Origin of the sequence: Streptomyces sp. RK62 (assembly GCF_018070255.1) — a bacterium.
Lineage (GTDB): Bacteria > Actinomycetota > Actinomycetes > Streptomycetales > Streptomycetaceae > Streptomyces > Streptomyces nigra.
In genome coordinates, this window is sequence record NZ_JAGPYD010000009.1 from 25280 (window position 1) to 50606 (window position 25327).

The 25327-nt window shown below is 74.1% G+C and carries 28 protein-coding genes; 17 read left to right on the forward strand and 11 right to left on the reverse strand.

The features are described 5' to 3' along the window. Positions 1–9: 9 nt before the first annotated feature. The 3 genes from msrB (at position 10) to KBY32_RS18305 (ending at position 2343) form a co-directional block, all read left to right on the forward strand. Entirely contained in the window at positions 10–417 is a 408-nt protein-coding gene (gene msrB, locus KBY32_RS18295; RefSeq protein ID WP_055621949.1) for a peptide-methionine (R)-S-oxide reductase MsrB, read from the forward strand. A 122-nt stretch (positions 418–539) separates the two neighbouring features. Further along, the gene (locus tag KBY32_RS18300) at positions 540–1286 is read left to right on the forward strand and encodes a PP2C family serine/threonine-protein phosphatase (protein ID WP_210980802.1); all 747 of its coding nucleotides are present in this window, start codon (positions 540–542) and stop codon (positions 1284–1286) included. A 52-nt stretch (positions 1287–1338) separates the two neighbouring features. Continuing rightward, positions 1339–2343 (forward strand): N-acetylglucosamine kinase, encoded by a 1005-nt coding sequence (locus tag KBY32_RS18305; protein ID WP_247689667.1) that lies wholly within the window; start codon positions 1339–1341, stop codon positions 2341–2343. 30 nt (positions 2344–2373) lie between these two features. Here the strand turns inward: KBY32_RS18305 and KBY32_RS18310 are convergent, their stop codons facing one another. Continuing rightward, positions 2374–3261 carry a MurR/RpiR family transcriptional regulator gene (locus KBY32_RS18310; protein ID WP_210980803.1) on the reverse strand — a complete coding sequence of 296 codons (888 nt, stop codon included), beginning with the start codon at positions 3259–3261 and terminating at the stop codon, positions 2374–2376. 90 nt (positions 3262–3351) lie between these two features. Here KBY32_RS18310 and KBY32_RS18315 point away from each other — a divergent pair, with 90 nt between their 5' ends. Both KBY32_RS18315 and KBY32_RS18320 read left to right on the forward strand, forming a co-directional pair. Continuing rightward, a complete protein-coding gene (locus tag KBY32_RS18315) occupies positions 3352–4122 on the forward strand; it encodes a sugar isomerase domain-containing protein (protein ID WP_210980804.1) in 771 nt (256 codons plus the stop codon). A gap of 113 nt (positions 4123–4235) precedes the next feature. Beyond that, positions 4236–4817, forward strand: a complete 582-nt coding sequence (locus KBY32_RS18320; RefSeq protein WP_115504745.1) for a hypothetical protein — start codon at positions 4236–4238, stop codon at positions 4815–4817. Positions 4818–4856: 39 nt separating this feature from the next. Here KBY32_RS18320 and KBY32_RS18325 read toward each other — a convergent pair whose 3' ends face one another. Both KBY32_RS18325 and KBY32_RS18330 read right to left on the reverse strand, forming a co-directional pair. Further along, positions 4857–5606: a DUF4142 domain-containing protein gene (locus KBY32_RS18325; RefSeq protein ID WP_115504744.1), complete on the reverse strand. Its 750-nt coding sequence runs from the start codon at positions 5604–5606 to the stop codon at positions 4857–4859. A gap of 149 nt (positions 5607–5755) precedes the next feature. Further along, complete coding sequence (locus KBY32_RS18330; protein ID WP_374224957.1) at positions 5756–7120, reverse strand: hypothetical protein; 1365 nt, start codon at positions 7118–7120, stop codon at positions 5756–5758. 113 nt (positions 7121–7233) lie between these two features. Between KBY32_RS18330 and KBY32_RS18335 the strand changes: the two genes are divergently transcribed. The 5 genes from KBY32_RS18335 to KBY32_RS18355 all read left to right on the forward strand — a co-directional run bounded on the left by KBY32_RS18335 (position 7234) and on the right by KBY32_RS18355 (position 12167). Then, positions 7234–8460: a molybdopterin-dependent oxidoreductase gene (locus tag KBY32_RS18335; protein WP_210980805.1), complete on the forward strand. Its 1227-nt coding sequence runs from the start codon at positions 7234–7236 to the stop codon at positions 8458–8460. After that, positions 8460–8897, forward strand: coding sequence for a hypothetical protein (locus tag KBY32_RS18340; RefSeq protein WP_210980806.1), 438 nt, complete (start codon positions 8460–8462; stop codon positions 8895–8897). The genes KBY32_RS18335 and KBY32_RS18340 overlap by 1 nt, the downstream gene beginning before the upstream one ends. An 80-nt stretch (positions 8898–8977) precedes the next feature. After that, positions 8978–9667, forward strand: coding sequence for a response regulator transcription factor (locus KBY32_RS18345; protein WP_210980807.1), 690 nt, complete (start codon positions 8978–8980; stop codon positions 9665–9667). After that, on the forward strand, positions 9664–11118 hold the full coding sequence (locus tag KBY32_RS18350; RefSeq protein ID WP_210980808.1) for a cell wall metabolism sensor histidine kinase WalK: 1455 nt from the start codon (positions 9664–9666) through the stop codon (positions 11116–11118). Before KBY32_RS18345 ends, KBY32_RS18350 begins: the two co-directional genes overlap by 4 nt. A gap of 53 nt (positions 11119–11171) precedes the next feature. Further along, positions 11172–12167: an NAD(P)-dependent oxidoreductase gene (locus KBY32_RS18355; RefSeq protein ID WP_210980809.1), complete on the forward strand. Its 996-nt coding sequence runs from the start codon at positions 11172–11174 to the stop codon at positions 12165–12167. 33 nt (positions 12168–12200) lie between these two features. On the opposite strand, the gene KBY32_RS18360 is transcribed toward KBY32_RS18355, so the two are convergent. Together KBY32_RS18360 and KBY32_RS18365 are read right to left on the reverse strand one after the other, a co-directional pair. Continuing rightward, on the reverse strand, positions 12201–13313 hold the full coding sequence (locus tag KBY32_RS18360; protein ID WP_055621939.1) for a sensor histidine kinase KdpD: 1113 nt from the start codon (positions 13311–13313) through the stop codon (positions 12201–12203). A gap of 2 nt (positions 13314–13315) precedes the next feature. Then, a complete protein-coding gene (locus KBY32_RS18365) occupies positions 13316–14044 on the reverse strand; it encodes a response regulator (RefSeq protein WP_210980810.1) in 729 nt (242 codons plus the stop codon). A gap of 104 nt (positions 14045–14148) precedes the next feature. Here KBY32_RS18365 and KBY32_RS18370 point away from each other — a divergent pair, with 104 nt between their 5' ends. The 6 genes from KBY32_RS18370 to KBY32_RS18395 all read left to right on the forward strand — a co-directional run bounded on the left by KBY32_RS18370 (position 14149) and on the right by KBY32_RS18395 (position 19181). Further along, positions 14149–14886, forward strand: coding sequence for a glycosyltransferase family 2 protein (locus KBY32_RS18370; RefSeq protein WP_374224958.1), 738 nt, complete (start codon positions 14149–14151; stop codon positions 14884–14886). After that, the gene (locus tag KBY32_RS18375) at positions 14883–15494 is read left to right on the forward strand and encodes a DUF2064 domain-containing protein (RefSeq protein WP_210980811.1); all 612 of its coding nucleotides are present in this window, start codon (positions 14883–14885) and stop codon (positions 15492–15494) included. The genes KBY32_RS18370 and KBY32_RS18375 overlap by 4 nt, the downstream gene beginning before the upstream one ends. A gap of 233 nt (positions 15495–15727) precedes the next feature. Beyond that, positions 15728–16621: a class I SAM-dependent methyltransferase gene (locus KBY32_RS35445; RefSeq protein WP_374224968.1), complete on the forward strand. Its 894-nt coding sequence runs from the start codon at positions 15728–15730 to the stop codon at positions 16619–16621. A gap of 72 nt (positions 16622–16693) precedes the next feature. Next, complete coding sequence (locus tag KBY32_RS18385) at positions 16694–17833, forward strand: ABC transporter ATP-binding protein (protein ID WP_079033804.1); 1140 nt, start codon at positions 16694–16696, stop codon at positions 17831–17833. Further along, a complete protein-coding gene (locus tag KBY32_RS18390; protein WP_055624055.1) occupies positions 17830–18516 on the forward strand; it encodes an ABC transporter permease in 687 nt (228 codons plus the stop codon). The genes KBY32_RS18385 and KBY32_RS18390 overlap by 4 nt, the downstream gene beginning before the upstream one ends. Continuing rightward, positions 18513–19181, forward strand: coding sequence for an ABC transporter permease (locus KBY32_RS18395; protein ID WP_210980813.1), 669 nt, complete (start codon positions 18513–18515; stop codon positions 19179–19181). The genes KBY32_RS18390 and KBY32_RS18395 overlap by 4 nt, the downstream gene beginning before the upstream one ends. Positions 19182–19216: 35 nt before the next feature. Here the strand turns inward: KBY32_RS18395 and KBY32_RS18400 are convergent, their stop codons facing one another. The 4 genes from KBY32_RS18400 to KBY32_RS18415 are packed head-to-tail and all read right to left on the reverse strand — an operon-like array spanning position 19217 to position 23186. Next, positions 19217–19816: an ATP/GTP-binding protein gene (locus tag KBY32_RS18400; protein ID WP_055624053.1), complete on the reverse strand. Its 600-nt coding sequence runs from the start codon at positions 19814–19816 to the stop codon at positions 19217–19219. Then, entirely contained in the window at positions 19803–20228 is a 426-nt protein-coding gene (locus KBY32_RS18405; RefSeq protein ID WP_055624052.1) for a DUF742 domain-containing protein, read from the reverse strand. Before KBY32_RS18405 ends, KBY32_RS18400 begins: the two co-directional genes overlap by 14 nt. Positions 20229–20253: 25 nt before the next feature. Beyond that, positions 20254–20736 (reverse strand): roadblock/LC7 domain-containing protein, encoded by a 483-nt coding sequence (locus KBY32_RS18410; protein WP_055624051.1) that lies wholly within the window; start codon positions 20734–20736, stop codon positions 20254–20256. Further along, complete coding sequence (locus KBY32_RS18415) at positions 20733–23186, reverse strand: ATP-binding protein (protein WP_374224959.1); 2454 nt, start codon at positions 23184–23186, stop codon at positions 20733–20735. Before KBY32_RS18415 ends, KBY32_RS18410 begins: the two co-directional genes overlap by 4 nt. A gap of 305 nt (positions 23187–23491) precedes the next feature. Between KBY32_RS18415 and KBY32_RS18420 the strand changes: the two genes are divergently transcribed. Beyond that, positions 23492–24445 (forward strand): ABC transporter substrate-binding protein, encoded by a 954-nt coding sequence (locus KBY32_RS18420; protein ID WP_055624049.1) that lies wholly within the window; start codon positions 23492–23494, stop codon positions 24443–24445. A gap of 92 nt (positions 24446–24537) precedes the next feature. Here KBY32_RS18420 and KBY32_RS18425 read toward each other — a convergent pair whose 3' ends face one another. Together KBY32_RS18425 and KBY32_RS18430 are read right to left on the reverse strand one after the other, a co-directional pair. Further along, positions 24538–24897, reverse strand: coding sequence for a DUF742 domain-containing protein (locus KBY32_RS18425; protein WP_108709209.1), 360 nt, complete (start codon positions 24895–24897; stop codon positions 24538–24540). A gap of 1 nt (position 24898) precedes the next feature. Then, positions 24899–25318, reverse strand: a complete 420-nt coding sequence (locus KBY32_RS18430) for a roadblock/LC7 domain-containing protein (RefSeq protein WP_055624047.1) — start codon at positions 25316–25318, stop codon at positions 24899–24901. Positions 25319–25327 lie beyond the last annotated feature (9 nt).

A 25327-nucleotide genomic window follows, 5' to 3' on the forward strand; every position in this document is an offset into this window, starting at 1 on the left:
CACACACCCATGTCGTACGACGTAGAGAAGCCGGACGAGGAGTGGCGCGCGGAACTGAGCCCGGCCGAGTACGCCGTGCTGCGCCAGGCCGGGACGGAACCCGCCTTCACCGGTGAGTACACCGACACCAAGACCGAGGGCGTCTACTCCTGTCGCGCCTGCGGGGCCGAACTGTTCACGTCCACCACCAAGTTCGAGTCGCATTGCGGCTGGCCGTCCTTCTACGACCCGAAGGACACCGACGCGGTGGAACTGATCGAGGACCGCTCGCACGGGATGGTGCGCACCGAGGTGCGGTGCGCCCGGTGCGGATCCCACCTCGGGCACGTGTTCGAGGGGGAGGGGTATCCGACCCCGACCGACCAGCGGTACTGCATCAACAGCATCTCCCTGCGGCTGACGCCCGCCGAGGGCTGACGCACGCGCCACGCGGCCGGGGCCGGACCCCGGCCGCGCTGGCAGGGTGGACGCCGACCTTCCTAGACTCGTAGCAGGCCCCTGGTCGGCGGTACGCCCGGTACGGAAGGCGGTGACACCGCATGCCGTACGTCGCGGTGAGCGCGATCACCCATCCCGGGCTGCTGCGCGAACGCAACGAGGACAGTCTGGCCGTCGGGCCGTGGACGCTGTGCGCCACGGTGACCGAGAGCCCGCAGACCCTGGTCTTCCCGCTCGGCACCCCGGTCGCCGTCGCCGTCGCGGACGGGCTCGGCGGACACCCCGGCGGCGACCTCGCCAGCTCCCTGGTGGCACGCCGGATCGCGATGCTCGGACCCGCCCTCGACAGCGAGGTCGCCGTCCGCGACGCCCTGAACGCCTGCAACCTCGCCGTGTACCAGGCCGCCGGGGGCGACGAGCCGACCGAGCTGACGGCGATGGGCACGACGGTCGCCGGTGTGGTCGTGCGCGAGGACGCCGTGCTCGTGTTCAACGTGGGCGACAGCCAGGTCCTCGCCGTCGACGGCGACGGCCTGCGCCAGGTCAGCGTCGACGACAACCCGCCCCACCCTCCCGGCCGTACGACGTCCCTGGTCACCCAGTGCCTGGGCGGCTCACGCACCTTCCGCCAGGTCGACCCCCACATCAGCACCGAGCCCCTCGAGCCCGGCACCCGGTACGTCGTGTGCTCGGACGGCCTGACGGACCCGGTGCCGGTGGACACGGTCGAGGAGATCCTGCGCGAACACGAGGACGGCCGGGCCGCCTTCGAGCTGTGGCGGGCCGCGATCGAGGCGGGCGGCCCGGACAACATCACGGTCGCGGTGCTGCGGTTCGGAGACCAGTAGCACTCCGCAGACGCCTTGTCCCGCGTGAATGGGTCAACCACCATGGTCGCCCATGACCGACGACATGAACCGGCGAGAGACTCTCTACGTCGTCGGTGTGGACGCCGGGGGCACCCGCACCCGTGCCGTCCTGGCGGCCCTGGCCGGCGGCGCGCCCCTCGGGGAGGGCAGTGGCGGCCCCGGGAACGCGCTGACCGTGCCCGAGCCGGAGCTCGCCGGGCACCTCGCGGACGCCCTGGCCGGAGCCGTGCCGCCCGAGCTGCGCGACCGGGTGGTGGCCGTCGCGGGCGGCTTCGCCGGCGCCTCCCGGCTGGCGCCGGACGAACCCGGCCGGCTACGGGCGCGGGCCGCCCTCACCGCCGCGCTGCATCGGCTCGGCATCACGGGAGCGGCGGTCGAGATCCACAGCGACGGCGAGGCCGCCTTCGCCTCCGCGCCGGGCGGCCCTGCCGACGGGATCGCCCTCATCGCCGGCACGGGAGCCGTCGCCGTACGCGTCACGGGCCGCGTCTGCGCGGCCACCGCGGGCGGCGACGGCTGGCTGCTGGGCGACGACGGCGCCGGCTTCTGGCTCGGCCGCGAGGCGGTACGGGCGGCCCTGCGGATGGCGGACGGCCGGGGCGGGTCGACGGCCCTGGCCGGGGCGGTCGGTCACGCCTTCGGACTCCCTCAGGACGTCCTGCCGCCGTCCCCGCACGACCCCGCCGACTGGCCTCGGGAACGCCGTGAGTCGTACCGGATGCGCCTGCTGCCGGCGGTGATGGGCCGGCATCCCGTGCGACTCGCCGAACTCGCACCGCTGGTGGCGGGGGCCGCCGGGGAGGGGGACGCGGTGGCGTCGGAGATCCTGGCGGCGGCGGCCGGTCATCTGGTGGACCTCGTACGCGCCCTGGCCCCGCGGGCCGGGGAACGGATCGTGGCCACGGGCGGCCTCCTCGGCCCCGAGGGCCCCCTGACGGCCCCGCTGGTCGCACACCTGCGTCCGCTGGGCCTCACCCCGGATCTGGTGACGGACGGCTGCCGGGGGGCGGTGACTCTGGCGCGGCTGGCGGTGTGAGGGGCCCGGACACCCCTGGGTCCCGCCGGATCAGCGGGTGCGGCGGTTGGGGGCCCGGTGGGTCGGGGCGATGTGGTTGGTCAGGGTCAGGGAGGCGCTGGCTCGGTCGTAGGAGAGTTGGGCGACGCGGACGTACAGGCAGTCGATCAGGACCAGGACCGAGTGGCGGGCGCCGATGCCGCCACTGCGGAAGCTCGTCTCCGAGGTGGCCGAGACGAGGCGGACGTCGGCCGCCTTCGCGAGCGGTGAGCGGGGGTCGGAGGTGAGGGCGATCGTCGTGGCGCCGCGTTCGCGGGCCAGCTCGAAGGGTTCCAGCACCTCCCGGGTCGCCCCGGAGTGCGAGATGCCGATGGCCACGTCCGCCGGGGTGAGCAGGGCGGCGGAGGTGGCCGCCGCGTGCACCTCCGTCCAGCCGCGCACCGCGCAGCCGATCCGGAACAGCCGCATCTCCGTCTCCCGGGCCACGGCACCGCTGCCGCCCACGCCGTAGACGTCGATCCTGCGGGCCCGCGCCGTCGCCCGGGCGGCGCGCTCCAGGGCGTCGAGGTCCATGCCCTCGACGGTCTGCCGGACCGCCCGCAGATCCGCGGCCCCCACGACCCGTACGACCTTCTCCAGGCTGTCGTCGGGGGAGATGTCCGGGCCGATCTCGGCCGTCCCCCAGTCCGTGCCCGCCGCGCCCCGTCCGCGCTCGGCGGCCAGCTCCATCAGCAGGTGCTGGTACGAGTCGAGCCCGAGCGCCCGGCAGAACCGGGTCACCGTGGCCTGCGAGGTGCCGGTGCGGCGGCCCAGCTCGGCCGCCGAGCAGCGGGTGACCGCCTCGGGGTCGGCGAGGACCAGCTCGCCGACCTTCCTCAGCGACCCGGTCAGGCGGGGCAGTTCGGCACGGATCAGCGCGGTCACATCCGTCGGGGGCATGGCCCGAAGGTAGCAGTCGGCGGTAGCGTTCGGTTCAGTCATTCAGTCGTGGGCCGACACATGGTGGATTCATTCATCGCGGGAGGGGTCATGTCCGACGCGTCCGTGAGCGCCGAGCGTTTCGTGCACGAGAGCAGGGCCGTCCTCGACCGGGTCACCGGGTCCGCGTCCGTACGGGAGGACGTGGCCCGCGCCGCCGCGCTCATCGCGGAGTGCGTCCGGGGAGACGGGGTCGTGCAGGCCTTCGGGACCGGGCACTCCCAGGCCGTCGTCCTGGAGATCGCCGGGCGCGCCGGGGGACTGGTGCCCACGAACCGGCTGAGCATCGCCGACCTCGTCCTGTACGGCGGTGAACCCCCGAGCGTCCTCGACGACCCGCTGCTGGAGCGCCGGGCGGGGGTCGCCGCCCGCCTGTACGAGCTGGCCGCGCCGCGCCCCCGGGACCTGTTCGTGGTGATCTCCAACTCCGGGGTCAACAACGTCGTCGTGGAGATGGCCCTGCACGCCAAGGAGCGTGGGCACGCCGTCCTCGCCCTCACCTCCCTCGCGCACACCCGTGCCGTCCCCGCGGGGCACGCGAGCGGCCGCAAGCTCGCCGACATCGCCGACGTCGTCCTCGACAACGCGGCTCCCCGTGGCGACGCCCTGCTGGAGCTGCCCGGCGGGGGTGCCGTCTGCGCCCTGTCGACGCTCACCGGCGTCCTGCTCGTGCAGATGGCCGTCGCCCAGGCGTCCGCCCTGCTCCTCGCCGCAGGGGAGCGCCCGCCGGTGTACGTCTCGGCCAATGTGCCGGGCGGCTACGAGGGCAACCTGGAGCTGGAGAAGCGGTACGCCGGACGCATCCGCCGCACCGCCAGCTGACCTCGTGCGCCGGCCGTGATCCGGGCGCCCGCGCGGTGTCTCCGGGTGCGTGCGGCGGTCGGTGAATGGGCGCACACTGGAGGGGTGCTGTCGGTGCTCAAGGGGGTGTCGGCATGGCGGTGTCCGAGTGCACGAAGATCCGGTGGTGGAGGTGGCGGCGCAACCCGCTGAAGCGGCGCAGCGACGTCATCGAGGCGTGGGTGGTGCTGTGCGCCTGGCTGTTCGCACTGGTCGGGGGTCTCTTCGCCGGCCTCGCGGCGGCGGACGCGGTCGTCGGCTCCGCCGAACGCATCCGCTCCGAGAGCCGCCGGGTGACCGCCGTCCTGGTGCGGGACGCCGAGGAACCGGGGCCCGCGCGCGTCACCACCGACCATCTGGTGTGGGCCACCGTCCGCTGGACCGACCCGGACGGCACCCCGCACAGCGACGAGGCGCGGGTCCCGCCGAAGACGAAGGCCGGCAGCAAGGTCCAGGTGTGGACCGACCGGCACGGCGCCGTCGCCAACGAGCCGCTGTCCGGGGCCGAGACGACGCTGCACGCGGTCTCCGGCGGCCTGCTCGCCGGCTCGGGCGCGGCCGGCCTGGTGCTGGGCGCAGGCTGGGTGGTGCGGCTGGCGATGGAGCGGCGGCGGCTGGCGCAGTGGGACGCCGAGTGGGCGCGGCTGGACACCCCGCCGCGCTGGAAGACCGGCTGAGCCGAGCGGTGGTGCCCCCGGCAGACCGGGGGCACCGGCTCACTTGACGTCCGCGCTGGGCAGCGCCTTGGGGGACGTGGTGTCCAGGTTCTCCAGGCCCTTGGGGATGGCGAGCGTGAGGACCGGGGCGCCCGGCTGCGGCGCGGGCGGGGTCAGCTGGTCCTTGGGGAGCTTCGGCGGAGTGGTCTGCTGGAAGTTGTTCTGGTCGAAGTTGACCAGCCCCGTCTTCTCCAGCACCGTGATGTGGTCGAGCACGGTGTCGTTCGCGAGGTCGGCCAGCTGACGCACCATGGTGTTCTGCGTGTTCGCCCGGATCTTCGCGATGACCGGGAAGATCTGACCGTGCGTCACCCGCATGATCGCCACGCCGGTCGAGTCGAACTCCTTGCCCGTCTTGGAGTCCACCGTCGCGACGAACTGCTGCTGCTGCGGGCTCGCCTGGTTCGGCAGCGTGATGTTGAGCTGCGCGGCGGCCTTGCGGCAGGCCAGGTCGAGGCGGGCGTGACCGACCACCAGGTGCTGGCCGGCCTCCTTCATCGCCGCCGTGGTGCCCCGCTGCATCGCCATCATGCCGAGCGGGTGCTCCCAGAGCCCCGCCGCCCGCACCTTGACCACGAAGTCGCGGTCCGCCTCGGTCAGCGGCCCCCACTGCGTGTTGGCGATGACCCGGTCCTGGCTGACGGACGTGGTCTCCACTCCCAGCATCGCGGGGTAGGCGAGGGCGGAGAGGGTCAGGACCAGGGCGCCTCCCACAAAGACGGTGCCAACCATGCGGCGCGAGACGGGCATCGTGCCTCCAGACGTGAACGGCTCGTACCCCCATTGGTACGGACGGGACGGCGAGAACAATCACCGCTGCGGGAAAAACTTTCGATCCGCTGTGCGGCGTACGTCACACCGCCCCTGGAACGGCACACCCGCAAGGGGACGCACACGGCTCACCAGCCCGTCAGCAGCAGATGGTTCACGAGCAGGGCCACCCCCGCCTGGGCCGCCAGCCAGCCGCGGACCCCGGTCAGGAACGCCGTCGCGGGCAGCAGCCACAGGGTGAACGGCAGCCAGATCCGCTCCGTCTCCGCCTTGCTCATCCCGGACAGATCGGCGACCAGGATCGCGGCCAGCGCGGCCAGTACGAGCACCCCGAGCCGCCCGTCGGCCGTACGCCCCCGCAGCAGCGGCACGGACGCGGTCCGCCGCAGGCCCGCCACCGTCGCCACCCCCACCACCAGCACCTGGCAGGCCAGGTTGGCCCACACCCAGTACACCTGCGGCCGTTCGCCGCCCACACCCTGGTGGTAGCGGGTGACGAGGACGTCGTACGCCTCCCACCAGAAGAAGCCGAGGGTCGTGAACACCAGCGGCACCACGGCGAACCCCGCCAGGACGAAGGGCAGCGGCCGCAGCCGCGCGGACCCGAGCAGCAGCACACCCGCGCCGATCACCACGAGCAGCGTCAGGCCGTACGACAGATACACGGCGAGCCCGGACAGCAGACCGCAGGCCAGACCTGTCGCCCGGGGCCGGTGCCCCGTCACCGCCAGCGCCAGGAACGCCAGCGCCCACGCGGCGACCGCCGCGAACCAGGCGTCGGCCGACGTGCCCAGCCACACCGCGCCCGGCGCCAGCACCAGGAACGGCGCGGCACGGCGGGCGTGCCGCTCGGAGGCGAGCGCGCGGACGGCGACGAGGACCGCGACCGCCGCCGTCGTCCCGAGCGTGATGCACCAGACGGCCGCCCAGGCGCCGCCGCCCAGCCCGGCCCGGTCCAGGAGAACGAAGGTGAGGGTGGCCGCCGGCGGGTGCCCGGCGACGTGCGCGGGCCAGTGGTCGGGCGTGCCGAGCAGGATGTGCCCGGTGAAGTCCCGCAGGGTCGCCGGGATGTCCTGGAACCGGTCGACGGCCCGGAGGTACTCGTGGCGGGTCGCCAGGCGCCCGGCGACGCCCCGCTGCCAGCCGTCGACCAGCGCCAGCGACCAGGTCCAGGCCATACCCGCCCCCCATACGGCCATCAGCAGCCGCCGCCACGGCAGGCGGGCGGCCACGACCGGCCCGTACACCACCACGGCCACCGCGACGAGCAGCGCGGCCGGGGTGCCGGGACCGGCGTGCGGATGCCAGGTCGCGAGCACCGGCGGCCAGTTGACGTGGAGGGTGCCGTCGCGGTGCTCGACGACGGTGCCCACCACGGCGGCCACGGCGAACAGCAGCACGGCGGCGGCGACCGCGTACAGGTCGCGGCGCGGCGCGCGACGGCCGTCGGGGCGAGCGGCCGGGCGGGTCTCGGGCAGCAGATCACGGGTCACGTCAGCACGCTAGGCCGCCCGGCGTCCGCCCCCCGTGTGACAAGCGGAGACGTCAGCGATCCGTCATGGTTCGCCTCGGACGGCTCGGCGCCCCGGCGGCCTACGGTCGGCTCATGGCACGGTCCCCCTTCGACCCCTCCTTCTGGCGCAGCCCGCTGCGCGGGCCCTGGCTGACCTCGGTGCTCGGCGTCGTCCTGCTCGGCGGGATCACGGTGCTGTTCGTGACCGGGCTGCTGTCCTACGCCGCCTACGACCCGAACCTGTCGCCCGTGAACGACAAGACCCCCGGCAAGGGCGTCCTCGGCTTCTACCTCTTCCCCTGGCCGACCGGCCCGCGCTGGCTGTACCGGCTCACCCAGGGCGTCCACGTCACCCTCGGCATCGCCCTGATCCCGGTCCTGCTGGCCAAGCTGTGGTCGGTGGTCCCCCTGCTGTTCCGGCTGCCGCCCGCCCGGTCCGTCGCGCACGCCCTGGAGCGGCTCTCGCTGCTGTTCCTGGTCGGCGGGGCGCTGTTCGAGTTCGTGACGGGTGTGCTCAACATCCAGCTGGACTACGTCTTCCCGGGCTCCTTCTACCCGCTGCACTTCTACGGGGCGTGGGTCTTCTTCGCCGCCTTCGTCACCCACGTCGCGCTCAAGGCGCCCGCGGCCCGGCGCGGACTGCGGCGGCTGCGGGAGGAGTCCAACGGCCTGGTGGCGGCCGAGCCCGCCGAGCCGACCGTCTCGCGGCGCGGCGCCCTCGCGTTCGTCGGCGGCGGCTCCCTGCTCCTGTTCGCCACCACCGTGGGCCAGAACTTCGACGGGGCGCTGCGCCGGACCGCGCTGCTCGCCCCGCACGGCGGTGCCGAGCCCGGCGGCGGCCCGGCCGGCTTCCAGATCAACAAGACCGCCCGCTACGCCGGGATCCGCGCCGTCGACACCTCCGAGAAGGCGTGGCGGCTCGTCGTGGTGGGCCGCGCCGGACGCACCGTCCGTCTCTCCCGCGCCGATCTGCTCGCCCTGCCGCAGCACCACGCGGCCCTGCCCATCGCCTGTGTGGAGGGCTGGTCGACCTCCGACCAGTGGTGGCGCGGGGTGCGGCTGCGGGACCTCGCGGCGCTCGTCGGCGACGAGGCGGCCCCGCCCGACGTCCTCGTGGAGTCCCTCCAGCGGCGCGGCGCCTTCCGGCGGGCCGCGCTGCGCTCCCACCAGGTCGCCGACCCGTTCAGCCTGCTCGCCCTCGCCGTCAACGGCGCCGACCTCACCCCCGACCACGGGTATCCCGCCCGGGTCGTCGTGCCCGCCGCACCCGGTGTGCTGAACACCAAGTGGGTGGCGCGGCTGATCTTCCAGGACCTGTGATGCGCCGCCCACCCCTCGGCAGCCCCCTCCAACTGCTCCTCCTGGCCTGCTCCTTCGCGCTCACGGCGTACGCGGGGATGCGGCTGCTGGAGGAGGACCCGTTCGCGGTCGCGCTGTGGTTCGTGGGCGCCGCCGTCCTGCACGACCTCGTCCTGGTGCCGCTGTACGGGGCGGCGGACCGGGCGCTGGTACGGGGCATGGACCGGTCGGGGCACCGCGGCCTGACCATGTACGTCCGGGTGCCGGCCGCGCTGTCGCTGCTGCTTCTGCTGGTGTGGTTCCCGCTGATCACCGGCCGGGTCGCGGACCGCTACGCCCGCGCCACCGGTCTCTCCCCGGACGGCTTCCTGGCCCGCTGGCTCCTGATCACGGCCGCGCTGTGCGCGGGTTCCGCCGCGGTGTACGCACTGCGCCACCGCAGGGCGCGCGGCGCCTGAAAGCTGTCGGGCTCCTGTCGATATGGCCCGTACCGCACCCGCCCCTCGGCACACCGCACCCGGTGCCGCAGTATGAACGGGTGGAGAACGTACGCCTGCTCGTCGTGGACGACGATCCGCCCATCGCCGACCTCGTCGCGACGGTCGCCCGCTACGAGGGCTGGGAGGCGGTCACCGCGAACTCCGGTGAGGAGGCGCTGCGGCGGGCCGCCGCGTTCCACCCGGACATCGTGGTGCTCGACCTGATGCTGCCCGACGTCGACGGCTTCGGGGTGCTGGACCGGCTGCGCGCCACCGGACGCATGGTGCCCGTGGTGTTCCTGACCGCCCGTGACGGCGTCGCCGACCGGGTCGCCGGTCTCACCCGCGGCGGCGACGACTACCTGGTCAAGCCGTTCGCCGTCGAGGAGTTGATGGCCCGGCTGCGCACCGTGCTGCGGCGCAGCGCCGGCCCCGGCCTCCCGCGCTCCGTGCTGCGGGTCGCCGACCTGACGATGGACGAGGACACCCGCGAGGTCCGGCGCGGCGAGCGGCTGCTCACGCTCACCCCGACCGAGTACGAGGTGCTGCGCTATCTGATGCGCAGGTCGCCGACCGTGCTCACCAAGGCCCAGATCCTCGACCACGTCTGGGAGTACGGCTTCGGCGGCCGCTCCAACGTCGTCGAGCTCGTCGTCAGCAGGCTGCGCCGCAAGCTCGACGACACCGGCGCCCCGCTGATCCACACCGTGCGCGGCTTCGGCTACGTCGTCCGGGAGGCGTCGGGGTGATCGGACGGCTGCGCCGGGCGTACCGCGCGATGCGCCTCGGCACCCGGCTGGCGCTCGGCCTGGCCGTGCTGTCGCTGACGGTGTTCGCGGTGGTCGGCACCGCGCTGACCACATACATGCGCGACTATCTGGCCGCGCAGCTCGACACCCAGCTCGCGCAGGGGCAGATCGCCCAGTCCAAGTCCGTCGCCGACCACGGCACGCTCAGCGGCAAGAAGTACTACAGCTGGTTCTACGCCGTGTACGACGTGACGGACGGCAAGGCCGTGCTGCGCACCCCGGAGGACCCCGCCGATCTCCCCGACGACGTCGACGACTTCACCGCGCTGGCCCGCACCCAGGCCGGCGCGCACCGGGAGGTGCTGCGCACCGCGCATCTGCGGGGCGCCGGCGAGTACCGGCTGCGGGCCTGCGAGGTGGAGCCCGGCGTCGTCCTGGTCAGCGCCGCGCCCCTGGACGGCATCGAGGACACCGTCGGCCGGCTCGTCACCCTCCAGGCGGTCACCTTCGGGCTGGCGCTCGTCGCCCTCGTGGCCCTCGGCCGGGGCATGCTGCGGCGCGGACTGAAGCCCCTGAGCGACATGGCGCACACCGCGCGGGACATCACCTCGCACGACCTGACCGACTCCGCGCGGCTCCCGGTGCGGCACGACCGGCGCGGCGGCGGAGCCGAGGTGGAGGAACTGCGCACCGCCTTCAACACCATGCTGGAGCACATCGACGACTCGCTGGCCGTCCGGGCGGAGGCCGAGCAGCGGCTGCGCCGCTTCGTCGCGGACGCCTCGCACGAACTGCGCACCCCGCTGATGTCGGTGCGCGGCTACGCCGACCTCTTCCAGTACGCCGCCGCCAACGCCCCCGAGGAACGCGAACGGCACCTCGCCCGGCTGCGCGCCGAGGCGGCCCGGATGGGCGTCCTCCTCGACGACCTGCTGCTGCTCGCCCGGCTCGACGCCGCCGACGTGGAGACACCGCTGCGCCCGGTCGAGGCGGACCTGGTGGAGCTGGCCGGTCAGGCGGCGGACGCCTTCCGGGCCACCCGCCCCGGCCATCCGCTGACCGTCGCCCCCGGCCCCGCCTCCGTACCGCTGCGCCTCGACCCGCAGCGCATCCGTCAGGTCCTGGACAACCTCCTCACCAACGCGGCCGTGCACACCCCGCCCGGCACCCCGGTGGCGCTCGCCGTGTCCGTCGCCGACGGCACCGCCCGGGTGGAGGTCACCGACGCCGGACCCGGCATACCGCCCGCCGACCGCGAACGCGTCTTCGACCGCTTCTACCGCGTCGACAAGGCCCGCAGCCGCGACCGCGGCGGCAGCGGACTCGGCCTCGCCGTCGCCCGGTCCCTCGTCGCCGCCCACGGCGGCCGGATCACCGTCACCGGCGGACCGGGGCGGACCCGCTTCACGGTGACGCTCCCGCTGACCGCGCCCGCCCTTACGAACCCGTGACATGAGGGCCGCGCGACGGCGCCGGGCGGCCTCGGCCCCCTAGCGTGAACGCCATGCGTGTACTGGTCACCGGCGGCGCCGGATTCATCGGGTCCCACATCGTCCGGGCGCTCGCCGCACACGGGCACGAACCCGTCGTGCACGACGTCCGCACCGATCCCGCGGCGGACGTCCGCGACCCCGACGGCGTACGGCGCGCCCTCGCCGGCGTCGACGCGGTCTGCCACCAGGCGGCCATGGTCGGCCTCGGCACCGGCTTCGCGGACGCCCCCGAGTACGTCTCCCGCAACGACCTCGGCACGGCCGTACTGCTGACGGCGATGGCGGAGTCGCGGGTACGACGGCTGGTGCTGGCCGGATCGATGGTCGTGTACGGCGAGGGCCGCTACACCTGCGCCCGGCACGGAGTCGTCCGGCCGGGCCCGCGCACCGTCGCCGCCCTGGACGCGGGCCGGTTCGAGCCGCCCTGCCCGGTCTGCGGCGCCGACCTGGCCCCCGGACTGGTCGGGGAGGACGCGCCGGCCGACCCGCGCAACGTGTACGCCACGACCAAGCTCGCCCAGGAGCATCTGGCCGCCGCCTGGGCGCGCGCGACCGACGGCACCGCGGTGTCGCTGCGCTACCACAACGTCTACGGCCCGGGCATGCCCCGCGACACCCCGTACGCCGGGGTCGCGTCGTTCTTCCGCTCCGCCCTCGCGCGCGGGGAGGCGCCCCGGGTCTTCGAGGACGGGCGCCAGCGGCGGGACTTCGTCCATGTGCGCGATGTGGCCGCCGCGAACGTGGCCGCGCTGGAGGCGAGCGCCGGGGACCTTCCGCCGGGCGCGCTGACCGCGTACAACACCGGGAGCGGTGAGCCGCACACCGTCGGCGAGATGGCCGAGGCGCTCGCGGCCGCCCACGAAGGTCCCCCGCCCGTGGTGACGGGGGAGTACCGTCTGGGCGACGTCCGGCACATCACGGCCGACTCCTCCCGGCTCCGTGCCGAACTGGGCTGGAAGCCGCAGGTGTCCTTCGCCGAGGGGATGACGGAGTTCGCCGACGGGTGACCACCCTTCCATGACCGGTGGTGCTGCCCGCGTTCAGGAAGCGGCGGCGGGCAGCACCACCTCGAAACGGCAGCCACCGGGCACGTTGCGGACCGTCGCCCGGCCCTCGTGCGCCTCCACGATGCCCCGCACGATGGCGAGTCCGAGCCCGGCGCCGGCCGGGGGCGTCCGGGCGTGCGTCCCGCGCCAGCCCGTGTCGAAGACCCGCGGCAGGTCCTCGTCGGGGATGCCGCCGCAGCCGTCGGTGACGGACAGCACCACGCCGTCGGGGGAGCGTTCGGCGGCGATCGCGACCGTGCCGTCCGCAGGCGTCCGGCGGATGGCGTTGACCAGCAGATTGCCCAGCACCCGGCTCATCTCCCGGCCGTCCACGTGCACCGGCAGCGCCTCCACCCGGTCGCCGACCAGCCGGACACCGTGCTCGCGGGCCAGCGCGTCCGCGCCCGCGAGGGCGTCGCCCACCAGGTCGTACAGGGACAGCCGGGCGAACGACAGCTTCAGCGTGCCGGCGTGGATCCGGGACAGCTCGAACAGGTCGCCGACCATGCCGTCGAGGCGTTCGACCTCCATCCGGATCTGCTTCAGATAGCGGTCCGGGTCGGCGGCCACCCCGTCCTCCAGGGCCTCCGCCATCGCGCGCAGCCCGGCCAGCGGGGTGCGCAGATCGTGCGAGATCCAGGCGACCAGTTCACGGCGCGAGGACTCCAGCGCGCGCTCCCGCTCCCTCGACTCCGCGAGCCGGGCGCTGGTCGCCTCCAGTTCCCGGCTCAGCGCGGCGAGTTCGGCCGTGGCGGGCCCGTCGGGGGAGGTGAACGCACCGCCGTCGCCGAACGAGCGGGCGGCGAGCGCCAGCGCGTGACTGCGGGCGGCGACCCAGCGGCCCAGCAGCAGCGCGGTCGCGAGGGAGACCACGGCGGCCATCGCGACGACGGTCGTGACGACGCTCAGATCGTGCCCCGACAGGAACATCGCCTGCGCCACGGCGAGCGTGCCCGCCAGCATCGCGGTGACGCCGACGCCCGCGACCACGGTGAGGTGGGCGATCAGGGAGCGGCGCCGGATCAGCAGCAGCACGCAGGCGCCCAGCACGCCGGCCGCGGCGGCGCCCAGGAACGCGAACAGGGCGATGAGCAGCGTGTCGCGCACGGTCAGCCCTCCTCGGCGGGGGCGGTGCCGCCGGCGTCGAAGCGGTAGCCGACGCCCCACACGGTCTGGATCAGCCGGGGCCGGGCCGGGTCGTCCTCGACCTTGCCGCGCAGCCGCCGCACATGGACGGTGACGGTCGACAGGTCGCCGAAGTCCCAGCCCCACACCTCGCGCATCAGGTCCTCCCGCCCGAACACCCGGCCCTGGTGCCGCAGGAAGAACGTCAGCAGGTCGAACTCCCGGATGGTGAGCGCGAGTTCGGCGCCGTCCTTGGCCGCGCGGCGCGCCGTCGGGTCCACCGTCAGACCCCCGGCGCGCAGGATCGCCGAGGGCTGCGCGGGACGGCTGCGGCGCAGCACCGACTCGACGCGCAGCACGAGTTCACGCGGGCTGAACGGCTTGGTGACGTAGTCGTCGGCGCCGACCTCCAGGCCGAGGATGCGGTCGTCCTCGTCGCCGCGCGCGGTGAGCATGATCACCGGCACGGGACCCTGCCCGCGCATCCGCCGGCACACCTCCAGGCCGTCCATGCCGGGCAGCATCAGGTCGAGGACGACGAGGTCCGGGCGGCGTGCGGCGGCCGCGGCGAGGGCGGCGGGTCCGTCGCCCGCCCGGTCCACCACGTACCCCGCACGGTCCAGATACCCGGAGACGATCTCGGCCACGGTGGGGTCGTCGTCCACGACGAGGACCCGCGCCCCGGCCCCACCGCCCGCTTCTTGCTGCGTCATACGGCCAGCCTCGCACCCTCCGCGCGCGCGAGGCGCCGCCCGGGCCCCGACGTCAGCTTTCCGTAAGGAGCCGCGGCCCGATATGTCCGGATCGCGCTCGTAGGGTGAAAGCCGTGACGATCTCCTCACCCCGAGCCACCCCCGGGGACCCGGCACCCGTCGACGTCGTACTGCCCTGCCTCGACGAGGCCGAGGCGCTGCCCTGGGTCCTGGAACGCGTCCCGCCCGGCTGGCGGGCGCTCGTCGTGGACAACGGCTCCACCGACGGCTCCGCGGACCTCGCGGCGAGTCTCGGCGCCACCGTCGTCCACGAGTCGCGGCGCGGCTTCGGTGCCGCCTGCCACGCGGGCCTCACCGCCGCCACCGCCGACATCGTCTGCTTCTGCGACTGCGACGCCTCCCTGGACCCCGGCGACCTGGTGCCGTTCGTCCGCCGGGTCGCGGCCGGCGAGGCCGACCTGGTCCTCGGCCGGCGCCGGCCCGAGCGGCGCGGCGCCTGGCCGCCGCACGCCCGCGCCGCCAATCTCGCCCTCACCCGGCTCCTGCGCCGCCGGACCGGGCTGCGCCTGCACGACCTCGGGCCGCTGCGCGCCGCCCGCCGCGAGGAGTTGCTCGCCCTGGACCTGACGGACCGGCGCAGCGGCTACCCCCTGCAGATGGTGGTCAGGGCCGCCGACGCCGGCTGGCGCGTCACCGAGGACGACGTGCCCTATCGGCCGCGCGCCGGCGCCTCCAAGGTGACCGGGACCTGGCGCGGCACCTGGCACGCCGTGCGGGACATGAGCCGGGTGCTGGCCGAGGAACCCGCCGGGCCCGGCGTCCGGGAGGGGGCCCGCCCATGACCACCCTCCTCGTCATCGCCAAGGAGCCGCGCCCCGGCCGGGTCAAGACCCGGCTCACCCCGCCGTTCACCCCCGAAGAGGCGGCCACACTCGCCGAGGCGGCCCTCGCGGACACCCTCGACACCGTCGCCCGAACCCCGGCCCGGCGCCGAGTCCTGGTCCTCGACGGCAGCCCGGGCCCCTGGCTGCCGCCCGGCTTCGACGTCGTCCCGCAGAGCGGCGGAGGCCTCGACGAACGGCTCGCCGCCGCGTTCGCCGCCTGCGACGGCCCCGCCCTGCTCATCGGCATGGACACCCCGCAGGTGACCCCCGAACTGCTCACCGTCGACTGGGCGGACTGCGACGCGTACTTCGGGCGGGCGCGGGACGGCGGGTTCTGGGCGCTCGGCCTGGCCGAACCCGACCCGGACCGGCTGCGGGGCGTCCCCATGTCCCAGCCGTACACCGGCGCCGCCCAGCGCGCCCGGCTCGCGGGACTGCGGGTGCGGGACCTGCCGGCCCTGCGGGACGTCGACACCGCGCACGACGCCGGCCTGGTCGCCGCCGACGCCCCCGGCGGACGGTTCGCGACGGCCCTGACCCGGCTCACCCCGGCGGTCCGCCGATGAGCGAGGTCAGGTCCGCCGCCGCCCCGGCCCGCCCCGCCGCGCCGCCCGCCGGTCCCGTCGCCCCGGTCCGCCCGGTCGTGCCGCCCGCCGGTCCCATCGCGCCGGTCGGCCCCGCCGTGCCGCCCGCTGGTCCTGTCGCCCCGGTCCGCCGCGCCGCGCCGCCCGCCGGTCCCGCCGCCCTGGTCGGCCCGGTCGTGCCGCCCGCCGGTCCCGTCGCGCCGGTCGGCCCCGCCGTGCCGCCCGCCGGCCCAGTCGCGCCGGTCCGCCGCGCCGCGCCGCCCGCCGGTCCCGTCGCCCCGGCCTGCCCCGCCGTGCCACCCGTGGACGCCGCCGCGCCGGTTCGCGCTGCCGCGCCGCCCCCCGGTCCCGTCGCCCCGGTCCGCCCGGTCGTGCCGCCCCCCGATTCCGTCGCCCCGGCCCGCCTCGCCGCTCCGCCCGCCGACCCCGTCGCCCCCTGGTCCGCCGACCCGTACGCGCGGGCCCTCGGACGGGGCCGCGGGCCGCTGTTCCTGCGGCGGGTCGACGGCTGGCTGTTGCCGTTGGACGTGGAGCGCTGGTGCGCCGACGCGGACACGGTCGACCGCGAGGTGCTGCGGCGCTGCGAGGGCGCCGTGCTCGACGTCGGCTGCGGCCCCGGACGGCTCGTCGCCGCCCTGGCCCGGCAGGGCCGTACGGTCCTCGGCATCGACGTCAGCGAGGCCGCCGTCGCCCGCACCGCGCGGCTCGGCGGGCCGGCGCTGCGCCGCTCCGTCTTCGATCCGCTGCCCGGCGAGGGGCGTTGGGGCACCGCCCTGCTCATCGACGGCAACATCGGCATCGGCGGCGACCCGGCGGCCCTCTTCGCGCGACTCGCCCGACTCGTGCGCCCCGGAGGCCTGTTGCTCGCCGAGACCGTGCCCGGCCTCGACCTCGACGAGCGCGTCCAGGTCCATGTCACCGACGCCCGGGGCGCCGAGGGCCCCCTCTTCCCCTGGGCCCGTCTCGGCACCCCCGCCCTGCTGCGGCACGCGGCACACACCGGCTGGCGGCCCGCCGGACAGTGGACCGTGGACGGCCGGTCCTTCGCCGCGCTGCGCGCCCACGCGATACCGGACCAGCGCAAAGGTCCCGCAACACAAGGCGTCTAGACTCGGCCATCGGCCCGGGCCCGTGGGTCGTACGCGGGCGAAACCTGCCAGACCCGAAGGGTATTCGGCGTTTTGATACGGATAGATGCAGTCACCAAGCGATACCCGGACGGCACGGTGGCGGTCGACCGGCTGTCGCTGGAGATACCCGACCGCGCGATCACCGTCCTCGTGGGGCCGTCCGGCTGCGGCAAGACGACCACCCTGCGCATGATCAACCGGATGGTCGAGCCCAGCGAGGGCACCATCCTCCTCGACGGCGTGGACATCCAGCAGCAGCCCGTCAACACCCTGCGCCGGTCGATGGGGTACGTCATCCAGAACGCGGGCCTCTTCCAGCACCGCACCATCCTCGACAACATCGCGACCGTGCCCCGGCTGCTCGGCTGGGGCAAGGAGAAGTCCCGTGCCCGCGCCCGGGAGCTGATGGAGCGGGTCGGCCTCGACGGCGCCCTCGCCAAGCGCTACCCGTACCAGCTCTCCGGGGGCCAGCAGCAGCGCGTCGGCGTGGCCCGCGCGCTCGCCGCCGACCCGCCGGTCCTGCTGATGGACGAGCCGTTCTCGGCCGTCGACCCCGTGGTCCGCAAGGGACTGCAGGACGAACTCCTGCGCATCCAGGAGGAGCTGGGCAAGACCATCGTCTTCGTCACCCACGACATCGACGAGGCCGTCAAGCTCGGCACCATGGTCGCCGTGATGCGCACCGGCGGTCATCTCGCCCAGTTCGCCCCGCCCGCCGAACTGCTCACCGACCCCGCCGACGCCTTCGTCGAGGACTTCCTCGGCGCCGACCGAGGCATCCGCCGGCTCTCCTTCTTCTCCTCGGCCGGCCTCGATCTGCTCACCGGGCCCATCGTCGCCGTCGACGCCTCCGCCGAGCAGATCGCCGCCGCGGGCCGCGCGGGCGCCCCCTGCCTCCTCGTCGTCGACACCGACGGCCGCCCGCTTGGCTGGGGCGAGCCCGACGAGCTCACGGCCGGGTCCATCGCCACCGACGGACTCCTGTCGCACGGGCGGCCGTTCACCGCCGGCACCGACTCGCTGCGCGCCGCCCTGGACTGCGCGGTGCTCTCGCCGACCGGCTGGGCGGTCGCCGTGGACGGCGACGGACGGGCCACCGGAGTCGTCTCCCAGGCCTCCATCGGCGAGGCCATCCGCGGCGCCCACGCCGGCCGCGCCGCCGCCGGCACGGCCGAGAAGGTCGCCCCGTGAACGACCTCTTCGACATGCCGAGCTATCTGGAGCACAGCTTCCTCGGCCTGGTCGGGCTGCATCTGCGCGAGGCGCTGCTGCCGGTGCTCGCCGGGCTGGTCCTGGCGCTGCCGCTCGCCCAGCTGTGCGTCCGCTACCGCTGGCTCTACCCGCCGGTGCTGTGGGTGACGACCGTCCTGTACGCCATCCCGTCGCTGGCGTTCTTCGTCGTCCTCATCGACTACACCGGCCTGAGCGAGCTGACGGTGATGATCCCGCTGGCCGTCTACAGCCTGGTCGTCCTGGTCCCGGCCATCGTGGACGGGGTGCGCTCGGTCCCGCAGGAGACGCTGGCCGCCGCCACCGCCATGGGCCTCGGCCCCGTACGCCGCTATCTCCAGGTGCAGTTGCCCATCGCGGCGCCCGCCATCCTCGCCGGGCTGCGGGTGGCGGCCGTCTCCAGCATCTCCCTCGTCAGCGTCGGCATGCTCATCGGCAACGAGGGCGCCCTCGGCAACATGCTCGACGCCGGACTGAAGTACAACCAGCCCCGGCTGGTCTGGCTGTCCGTCATCTCGACCGCCGTCCTCGCCATCCTCGTGGACGCCCTGCTGATCGTGCTGCGGGTGTGGGTGACGCCCTGGATGCCGCGCGGCGGCGGCCGGGGCGCCCGCACCCTCGTCGCGAAGGGAGCCGCCCGGTGAACATCCTCCACTTCGCCGACGCGTTCTTCAGCGACGGCGCCCACTGGCAGGGCTACGACGGCATCCCCGTCCGGCTCGCCGAGCACGTCCAGTACACGCTGATGGCGCTGGGCATCGCCGCCGCCATCGGGCTCCCCGTCGGCCTGCTCACCGGGCACACCGGGCGCGGCGGCAACGTGCTCGCCCTCATCGCCACGTCCGGCCGGGCGCTGCCCAGCTTCGGCCTGATGGTGCTGATGTTCATCCTGCTGGGCCTCGGCATGGCCCCCGTGATGATCCCGCTGGTGGTGCTCGCCGTCCCGCCCATCCTGGTCACCACCAACGAGGCGATGCGCTCCCTCGACCCGGCGCCCGTGGACGCGGCACGCGGCATGGGCATGGGCGAGGCCCAGGTGCTGTTCCGGGTCGAACTGCCCACCGCGCTCCCGCTGATCCTCAGCGGGCTGCGCTCCGCGGCCATCCAGATCGTCTCGACGGCCACGATCGCCGCGTACGTCAGCTTCGGCGGCCTCGGCCGCTACATCGTCGACGGCCTCTACCAGCGGGACTACGAGAAGGTCGTGGGCGGCGCCACGCTGGTGGCCGGGCTCGCGGTGGTCACGCTGCTGGTGTTCTGGGCGGTGGGCCGGCTCGCGGTCTCCCGGGGTGTGCGCAGGCCCACCTGACGCTACGGCGGTGCCGGGCCGTCCCGGCGCCGCCGTCAGCCCTCCGTACGCGCCAGGGCCACTTCCATGACGACGAGCAGGGCGTCGCGCACCGAGCCGGTCTCGCGGGCGTCGAAGACGACCACGGGCACGCCCTCGCTGACGTCGAGCGCCCAGCGGACCTCGTCCAGGGTGTGCTCGACCCGGCCGTCGAAGGCGTTGACGGCCACCGCGAACGGGATGCCCTTGTGCTCGAAGTAGTCGACGGCGGCGAAGCAGTCGTCGAGCCGCCGGGTGTCGACGATGACGAGGGCGCCGACCGCGCCCTCGACCAGGTCGTCCCACATGAACCCGAACCGCTCCTGCCCGGGCGTGCCGAACAGATAGAGCTTCAGCGTCGGGTCGATGGTGATGCAGCCGAAGTCCATCGCGACCGTCGTCGTGGACTTCTGCGGGGTGTGCGTGAGGTCGTCGACGCCCGCCGCGACCTCCGTGATGGCCGCCTCCGTGGTCAGCGGCTCGATCTCGGATATCGCCCCCACGGCGGTGGTCTTGCCCACGCCGAAGCCGCCCGCGATCACCATCTTGACCGGCAGCGGCGGCCGTGCCGTCGCCGGTCCGGCCGGGGCGCCGGCGGCCGTTTCAGTCGCTGTCACTGAGGACCCCTCGTGCGTCGGGGATGGCGCGCAGGCCCTCGATGACCCTGCGCAGGACGGAGGCGTCGTGGACGACGCCGGAGTCGGGCACGTGCACCGTCAGCCGGCCCTCGTCGCGCAGGTCCTCGGCGAGGACCCGCACCACGTTCAGATGCAGCCGCAGCCGGGCCGCGATCTCCGCGAGGGACTGCGGCAGCCGGCACACGGCGACGATGTCGCGCCGCTCGAAGGCGAGCCGGTCGAGCGTGTCCAGCCCCTCGGCGGTGGCGACCACCTGGGTCTCGACGGGCATCGCCCGGCCGCCGGTGGTGTCCGCGACCCGGCCGGCGGTGAGCAGGAACGGCCGCACGGCGGACGCCTGCCCGACCGGTTCCGGGCCGCTCGGCTCCGGCGGTGGGATGTCGTCCGCCATGGGGTGTCCGCTCCTTCCGGCCCGGTCAGCGGGCCGAGGCCGCACCGACGCTGTTCTTGAGCTCCAGGACGAGCTGGGGGCTCAGCGCGGCTCCGGCCCGGTTGGCGAACACCGTCATCTCGTAGGCGATGTTGCCCAGCTTGGCCTCCTTGTCGGTGACCACGCCGAGGACGGCGCCGCTGCCGATCGCGGAGACCAGCACATGGCCGCCGTCCAGGTCGATGATGACCTTGTTGAGCGCCCCGAGGCCGTAGTTGCCGGACGCGCCCGCGGCCAGGCTGGTGATCCCGGAGACGATCGCCGCGAGCCGCTCGGAGTCGGCCTGCTGGCGCAGCTCCGACACGGCGATCAGCAGCCCGTCCGAGGAGACGGCGATGGCGTCCACGACACCGGCCGTCTCGGTGGCGAAGCGATTCAGCAGCCAGGTGAAGTCGGCTGCGGCGGCCGCCAGTTCGGCTGGCGAGGCGTCCGCGCCTCCTGCCGGGGTGCCACCTGTCGACGTGCTCACTGCTCCGCTCCTTCCGGGGGGTCGTTCTCGTTCTGGGTCGGGGAGTTCGGGGCCGGGACCGGGACGGCCCCGCTCTCACGGTGCGCGCGCTCCACGGCCGCCTCGAACGCGTCGAGTTCGTCGCGTACGGCGTCGGCGTCGACGATCCGGGGCCGCTCCGGCACCACGGCCGCCCGCTCGTCGCCCTGCCCCGCCGTGCGCAGGGTCGCGCCCCGGACCCGCCGCCGCAGCGGACGGCCGGAGGACGGGGCGGGGGACGGGGTGGAGGCAGGGGTGGGATCGTCGCCGGAGCGGGGCGCGGGCACGGTGGGTGCCGGGGTGGAGGCGTCCGCCGTGGTCGCGGGGCGCTTGGCGCGGCGGGGGAGGGGGCCGGAGCCGTCCGGGTCCGCCGGTACGGCGTCCGCGGGCACCGGGCCGGTGGCGCCGGAGCCCGTCGGCTCCGGGTCCGGCCGCTTGCCGTCGGCCAGGGCCGTGAGCGCCGGGGTGGACGTCGTCGCCGTCGTGCTGCCGGTGACCAGGCGTGCCGAGGGGATCGTCACCTCGGCCGTGACACCGCCGCCCGGCGTACGGGACAGGGTGACGGCGATCCCCCAGCGGCGCGCGAGCGTGCCGACCACGAACAGGCCGAGCACCTTCGTCGGCACCAGGTCGAGCCGTTCACGGCGGACCAGCCGGGCGTTCTCCTCGGCCAGCCGCTCGGCGGTCATGCCGAGGCCGTGATCGCTGACCACGATGACCGCGTCGTCGCCGTCCGTCGCCACCGTCACCTCGACGGGGCTGTCCGCGGGCGAGAACGACACGGCGTTCTCCAGCAGTTCGGCCACCATCAGGGTGAGGTCGCCGATGACCTCCGGCTCCAGGACGGCCTCGGAGCGGGCCCGCAGCTCCACCCGCTGGAAGCCCTCGATCTGGCCGAGCGCGGCCCGGACGACGTTGGTGAGCGAGGTGGGACCGGTGTCCAGCGCGGCCTCGTGGATGCCGGCGAGCAGCATCAGGCTGTCGGCGTTGCGCCGCAGGCGGACCGCGATGTGGTCGATGGAGTACAGGCGTTCCAGCAGCGCCGGGTCGGTCTCGCCGCGCTCCACCGCGTCGATCAGCAAGAGCTGGCGGGAGGTCAGGTTGCTGACGCGGCGGCCGACGTTGCCGAACATCTCGGCGACGTTGCGCCGGCTGAGCACCTGCCGCTCCAGCAGCGCCGCCGCCGTGGTCTGCACGTCGTTGAAGGTCTCGGCGAGTTCGCCGATCTCGTCGCGCGCGGTGACCGGCATCTCGCGCAGCCGGGGCGGCCCCTCGTCCTCGGCGTCGTCGTCGGCGACCCGGGCCAGCTCGCGCCGGGCCACCTCGGCGACCTGCCGCGCGGCCCCCGTGAGCGCCACCACGGGCCGGACCACCGAACGCCGTACCAGCACGGCCAGGACCAGCCACAGGGCGAAGCCGAGCAGCGCCGCCCCGAGGAGCAGCAGCGCACGCCACGCGGCCGTCTCGGACGCGTTCTCCGCCCGGTCGGCGATCTGGTCGATCAGCGAGGTCGTGATCGACAGCCGGGTCTTCGCCTGGTCGCGGTAGGCGCCGTAGGATTCGAGGGCCTTGTCCAGGGACTCGCGGACCTCGGCGGGGGAGCCGGCCTGTGCCGCGCCGGGGTCGATCTGGAGCTCGGCGTACTGCCGGCTGATGGTGGACTGCGCGGTGGTGTACCGGATCCCGGCGAACGTGTCGGCCTGCGCCTCGGTGGCGAAGCGGGTGAACCGCTCGGCCTGGTGCGTGTACTCGTCGTAGGCGCCGATCGCGCTGATGACCTCGATGAGCGCGTTGGAGTCACCGGTCGACGCGGAGAAGACGGCCGTCTCGAACTCGCTGTGCGCGACGGCCGACCGCAGCAGCGAGTCCAGCAGGTTGCCGGTGAAGGTGGTGGCGAGTTCGGGGTTGCGGTCCAGGGCGAGGCCGTCGATCAGCTGCCCCGAGGCGTGGGTGTAGGCGGGGTCGATGTTGTTGGCCGGGAGGTACCCGTCCTCGATGGTGTCCCGCAGCCCGGCGAGGCCCTCGACGTTCTTCAGGGCCTGCGCCTCGGTCTCCGGCAGCTGGTCGCCGAACGCGTCGCGCACCTGCTTGACCTGCGTGTCCACCCGGTCCTGGGCGGCGCGGTAGGCGTCCGCCGAGGGGTCGCCGCCCCCGGCGGCCTCGTGCCGTACGGAGAGCAGCACGGCCTGCTGGTGCTCGGCGGCCAGCCGGTCGACGAGCTTCGCGACCTCGACGCTCTGGCGGACCAGCCGGGCGGCGTTGGCCGCCTCGCGGGACTGGGCGGTCTGCTCGGCGATGAGATAGGCGAGAAGCGCGGCGACGACCGTGAGCGGCACGCCGACCAGGAGGTTCAGCTTGTGCCGGAAGGGCCAGCGGTCGGGGTGACCGCGCATCCGGCGGGGGCGGGGTCCGCCTGCCTCGCTCGTGGACACCGGGATTCCTCCTTCGTGGGCGCCGCATGGGTGCGTATGCCTCACGTGACCGCTGCTGCTGACTTCCGATCGGTTCTGTGCGGGACAGTACCGTCCCTTCGGTGCTGTGACCGGAACTGTACGTCAAGATTCCGTTACACCACCCGAGCACCCCAGTCGTCCGGCCTTCACACTCTGGACAACTCCCCGACACATCGCACACTTTGAGGCCAATCGGTGACCTGGGGCCCCTTGACTGACCGAGAACCCGGTGGATTGGATCAGTGGAAAGGCTCTCCCAACCCCACCGAACCGGAACGGGAATCGTGACTTTCACCGCCCTGCGCAGCAGCTCCCTCAGGAACCATCCCGGCGCGGCCGCCGTCGCGCTCGCGGCCGCCGCGGCGCTGCTGACGGGATGTTCCTCCTCCGACAAGTCCGACCCGCTGGACGAGGACAAGGCGAGCGGCGGCACCGTCGTCGTCGGCTCCAACAACTTCGCCGAGAGCGTCCTGATCGCCGACATCTACGGCGAGGCCCTCAAGGCCAAGGGCATCAAGGTCAGTTACAAGCCCAACATCGGCAGCCGCGAGACCACGTACGGCCTGCTGAAGAACGGCTCCGTCACGGTCCTCCCCGAGTACAACGGCTCGCTGCTGGCCTACCTCGACGCGAAGGCGCCGCAGGAGTCCGCCGAGGCCGTCAACGCCGCGGTGAAGAAGAAGCTGGACCCCAAGCTCACCCTGCTGGAGTCCTCCCCGGCCGAGGACAAGGACTCCGTCAGCGTCAACGCCGAGACGGCGAAGAAGTACGACCTGACGGCCGACTCCACGCTCGCGGACCTCAAGGACGCGGCGCCCGACCTGCTGATCGGCGGCTCGCCCGAGTTCCAGACCCGTCACCAGGGCCTGAAGGGCCTGGAGTCCGAGTACGGCCTGAAGTTCAAGTCCTTCAAGGCGCTGGACGCGGGCGGCCCGCTCACCCAGGCCGCCCTGACGAAGAACACCGTGCAGGCCGCGGACATCTTCACCACGGACCCCACCATCACCAAGGAGGGCTTCGTCGTCCTGAAGGACCCGAAGAACCTCTTCGGCTTCGCCAACGTCACCCCGCTCGTCCACAAGAGCGGCCTGTCCGCCGAGGGGGTCGAGGCGCTCAACGCCGTCTCCGCCAAGCTGGACACCAAAACGCTCCTCGACCTGGACTCCCAGGTCCAGCTGGAGAACAAGGACCCGCTCGACGTCGCCAAGGAGTGGCTGAAGTCGGCCGGCCTGATCTGACGAGGCAACCGGCGGGCCGGTGACGGACCACCACCGTCACCGGCGCGTCCGCGTTTGCGCCCTTCCGTCTTCGCGTGGGCCGTCCCACCGGATCAGAGCCGGTCGAGGCCGTCCCGCACCTTCCGCAGCAGCCCCGGTTCGGCCGTGCCCGGCGTCACCGGGCGCGGGCGGTGCACGGTGATCAGACCGGCCTCCAGCAGATCGCACAGCATGATCGCGACGACGCTCACCGGCAGGTCGAGCCGGGCCGCCAGCTCCGCGACGGCGACCGGCCGGGCACAGCGACGCAGGATCCGCGACTGCTCCGGCTGCGGACGCGGCGCCCGCTCCGGCGGCGGATCCACCGCCGTCACCCTGGTGATCAGGGTGAAGTCGGTCCGGCTGGGCCGGGTCCGGCCGCCCGTCAGGGTGAAGGGACGTACCAGCCGGCCCGCCGTATCGTCTGGGCCCACCTCACGCACCCGGGCCGACGTGCGCCCGCGGCGCCGCCGACAGGTGCTCCCCGATCTTCTTCACCAGCATGTTCATCTGGTACGCCACCACACCGACGTCGGCGCCCTGGTTCGTCAGCACGACCAGATGGGCGCCCGGACCGGCGGTGGTCAGGATGAGATAGCTGTGCGCCATCTCGATCAGCGCCTGACGCACCGGACCGCCCCGGAAGTCCATGCTGACGCCCTTGCTGAGACTCATCAGACCGGACGCGGTCGCCGCCAGCCGCTCGGCGTCGTCACGCAGGAACCCCGTCGACTTGCTCACCACCAGACCGTCCTCGGAGAGCACGACGGCGTGGTTGACGCCGGCGACCCGCTCCACCAGTCCGGTGAGCAACTGGTCGAGCTGGGTGTCGGTGGCGGGGGTGGAGCGTGTCATGGCGGAGTC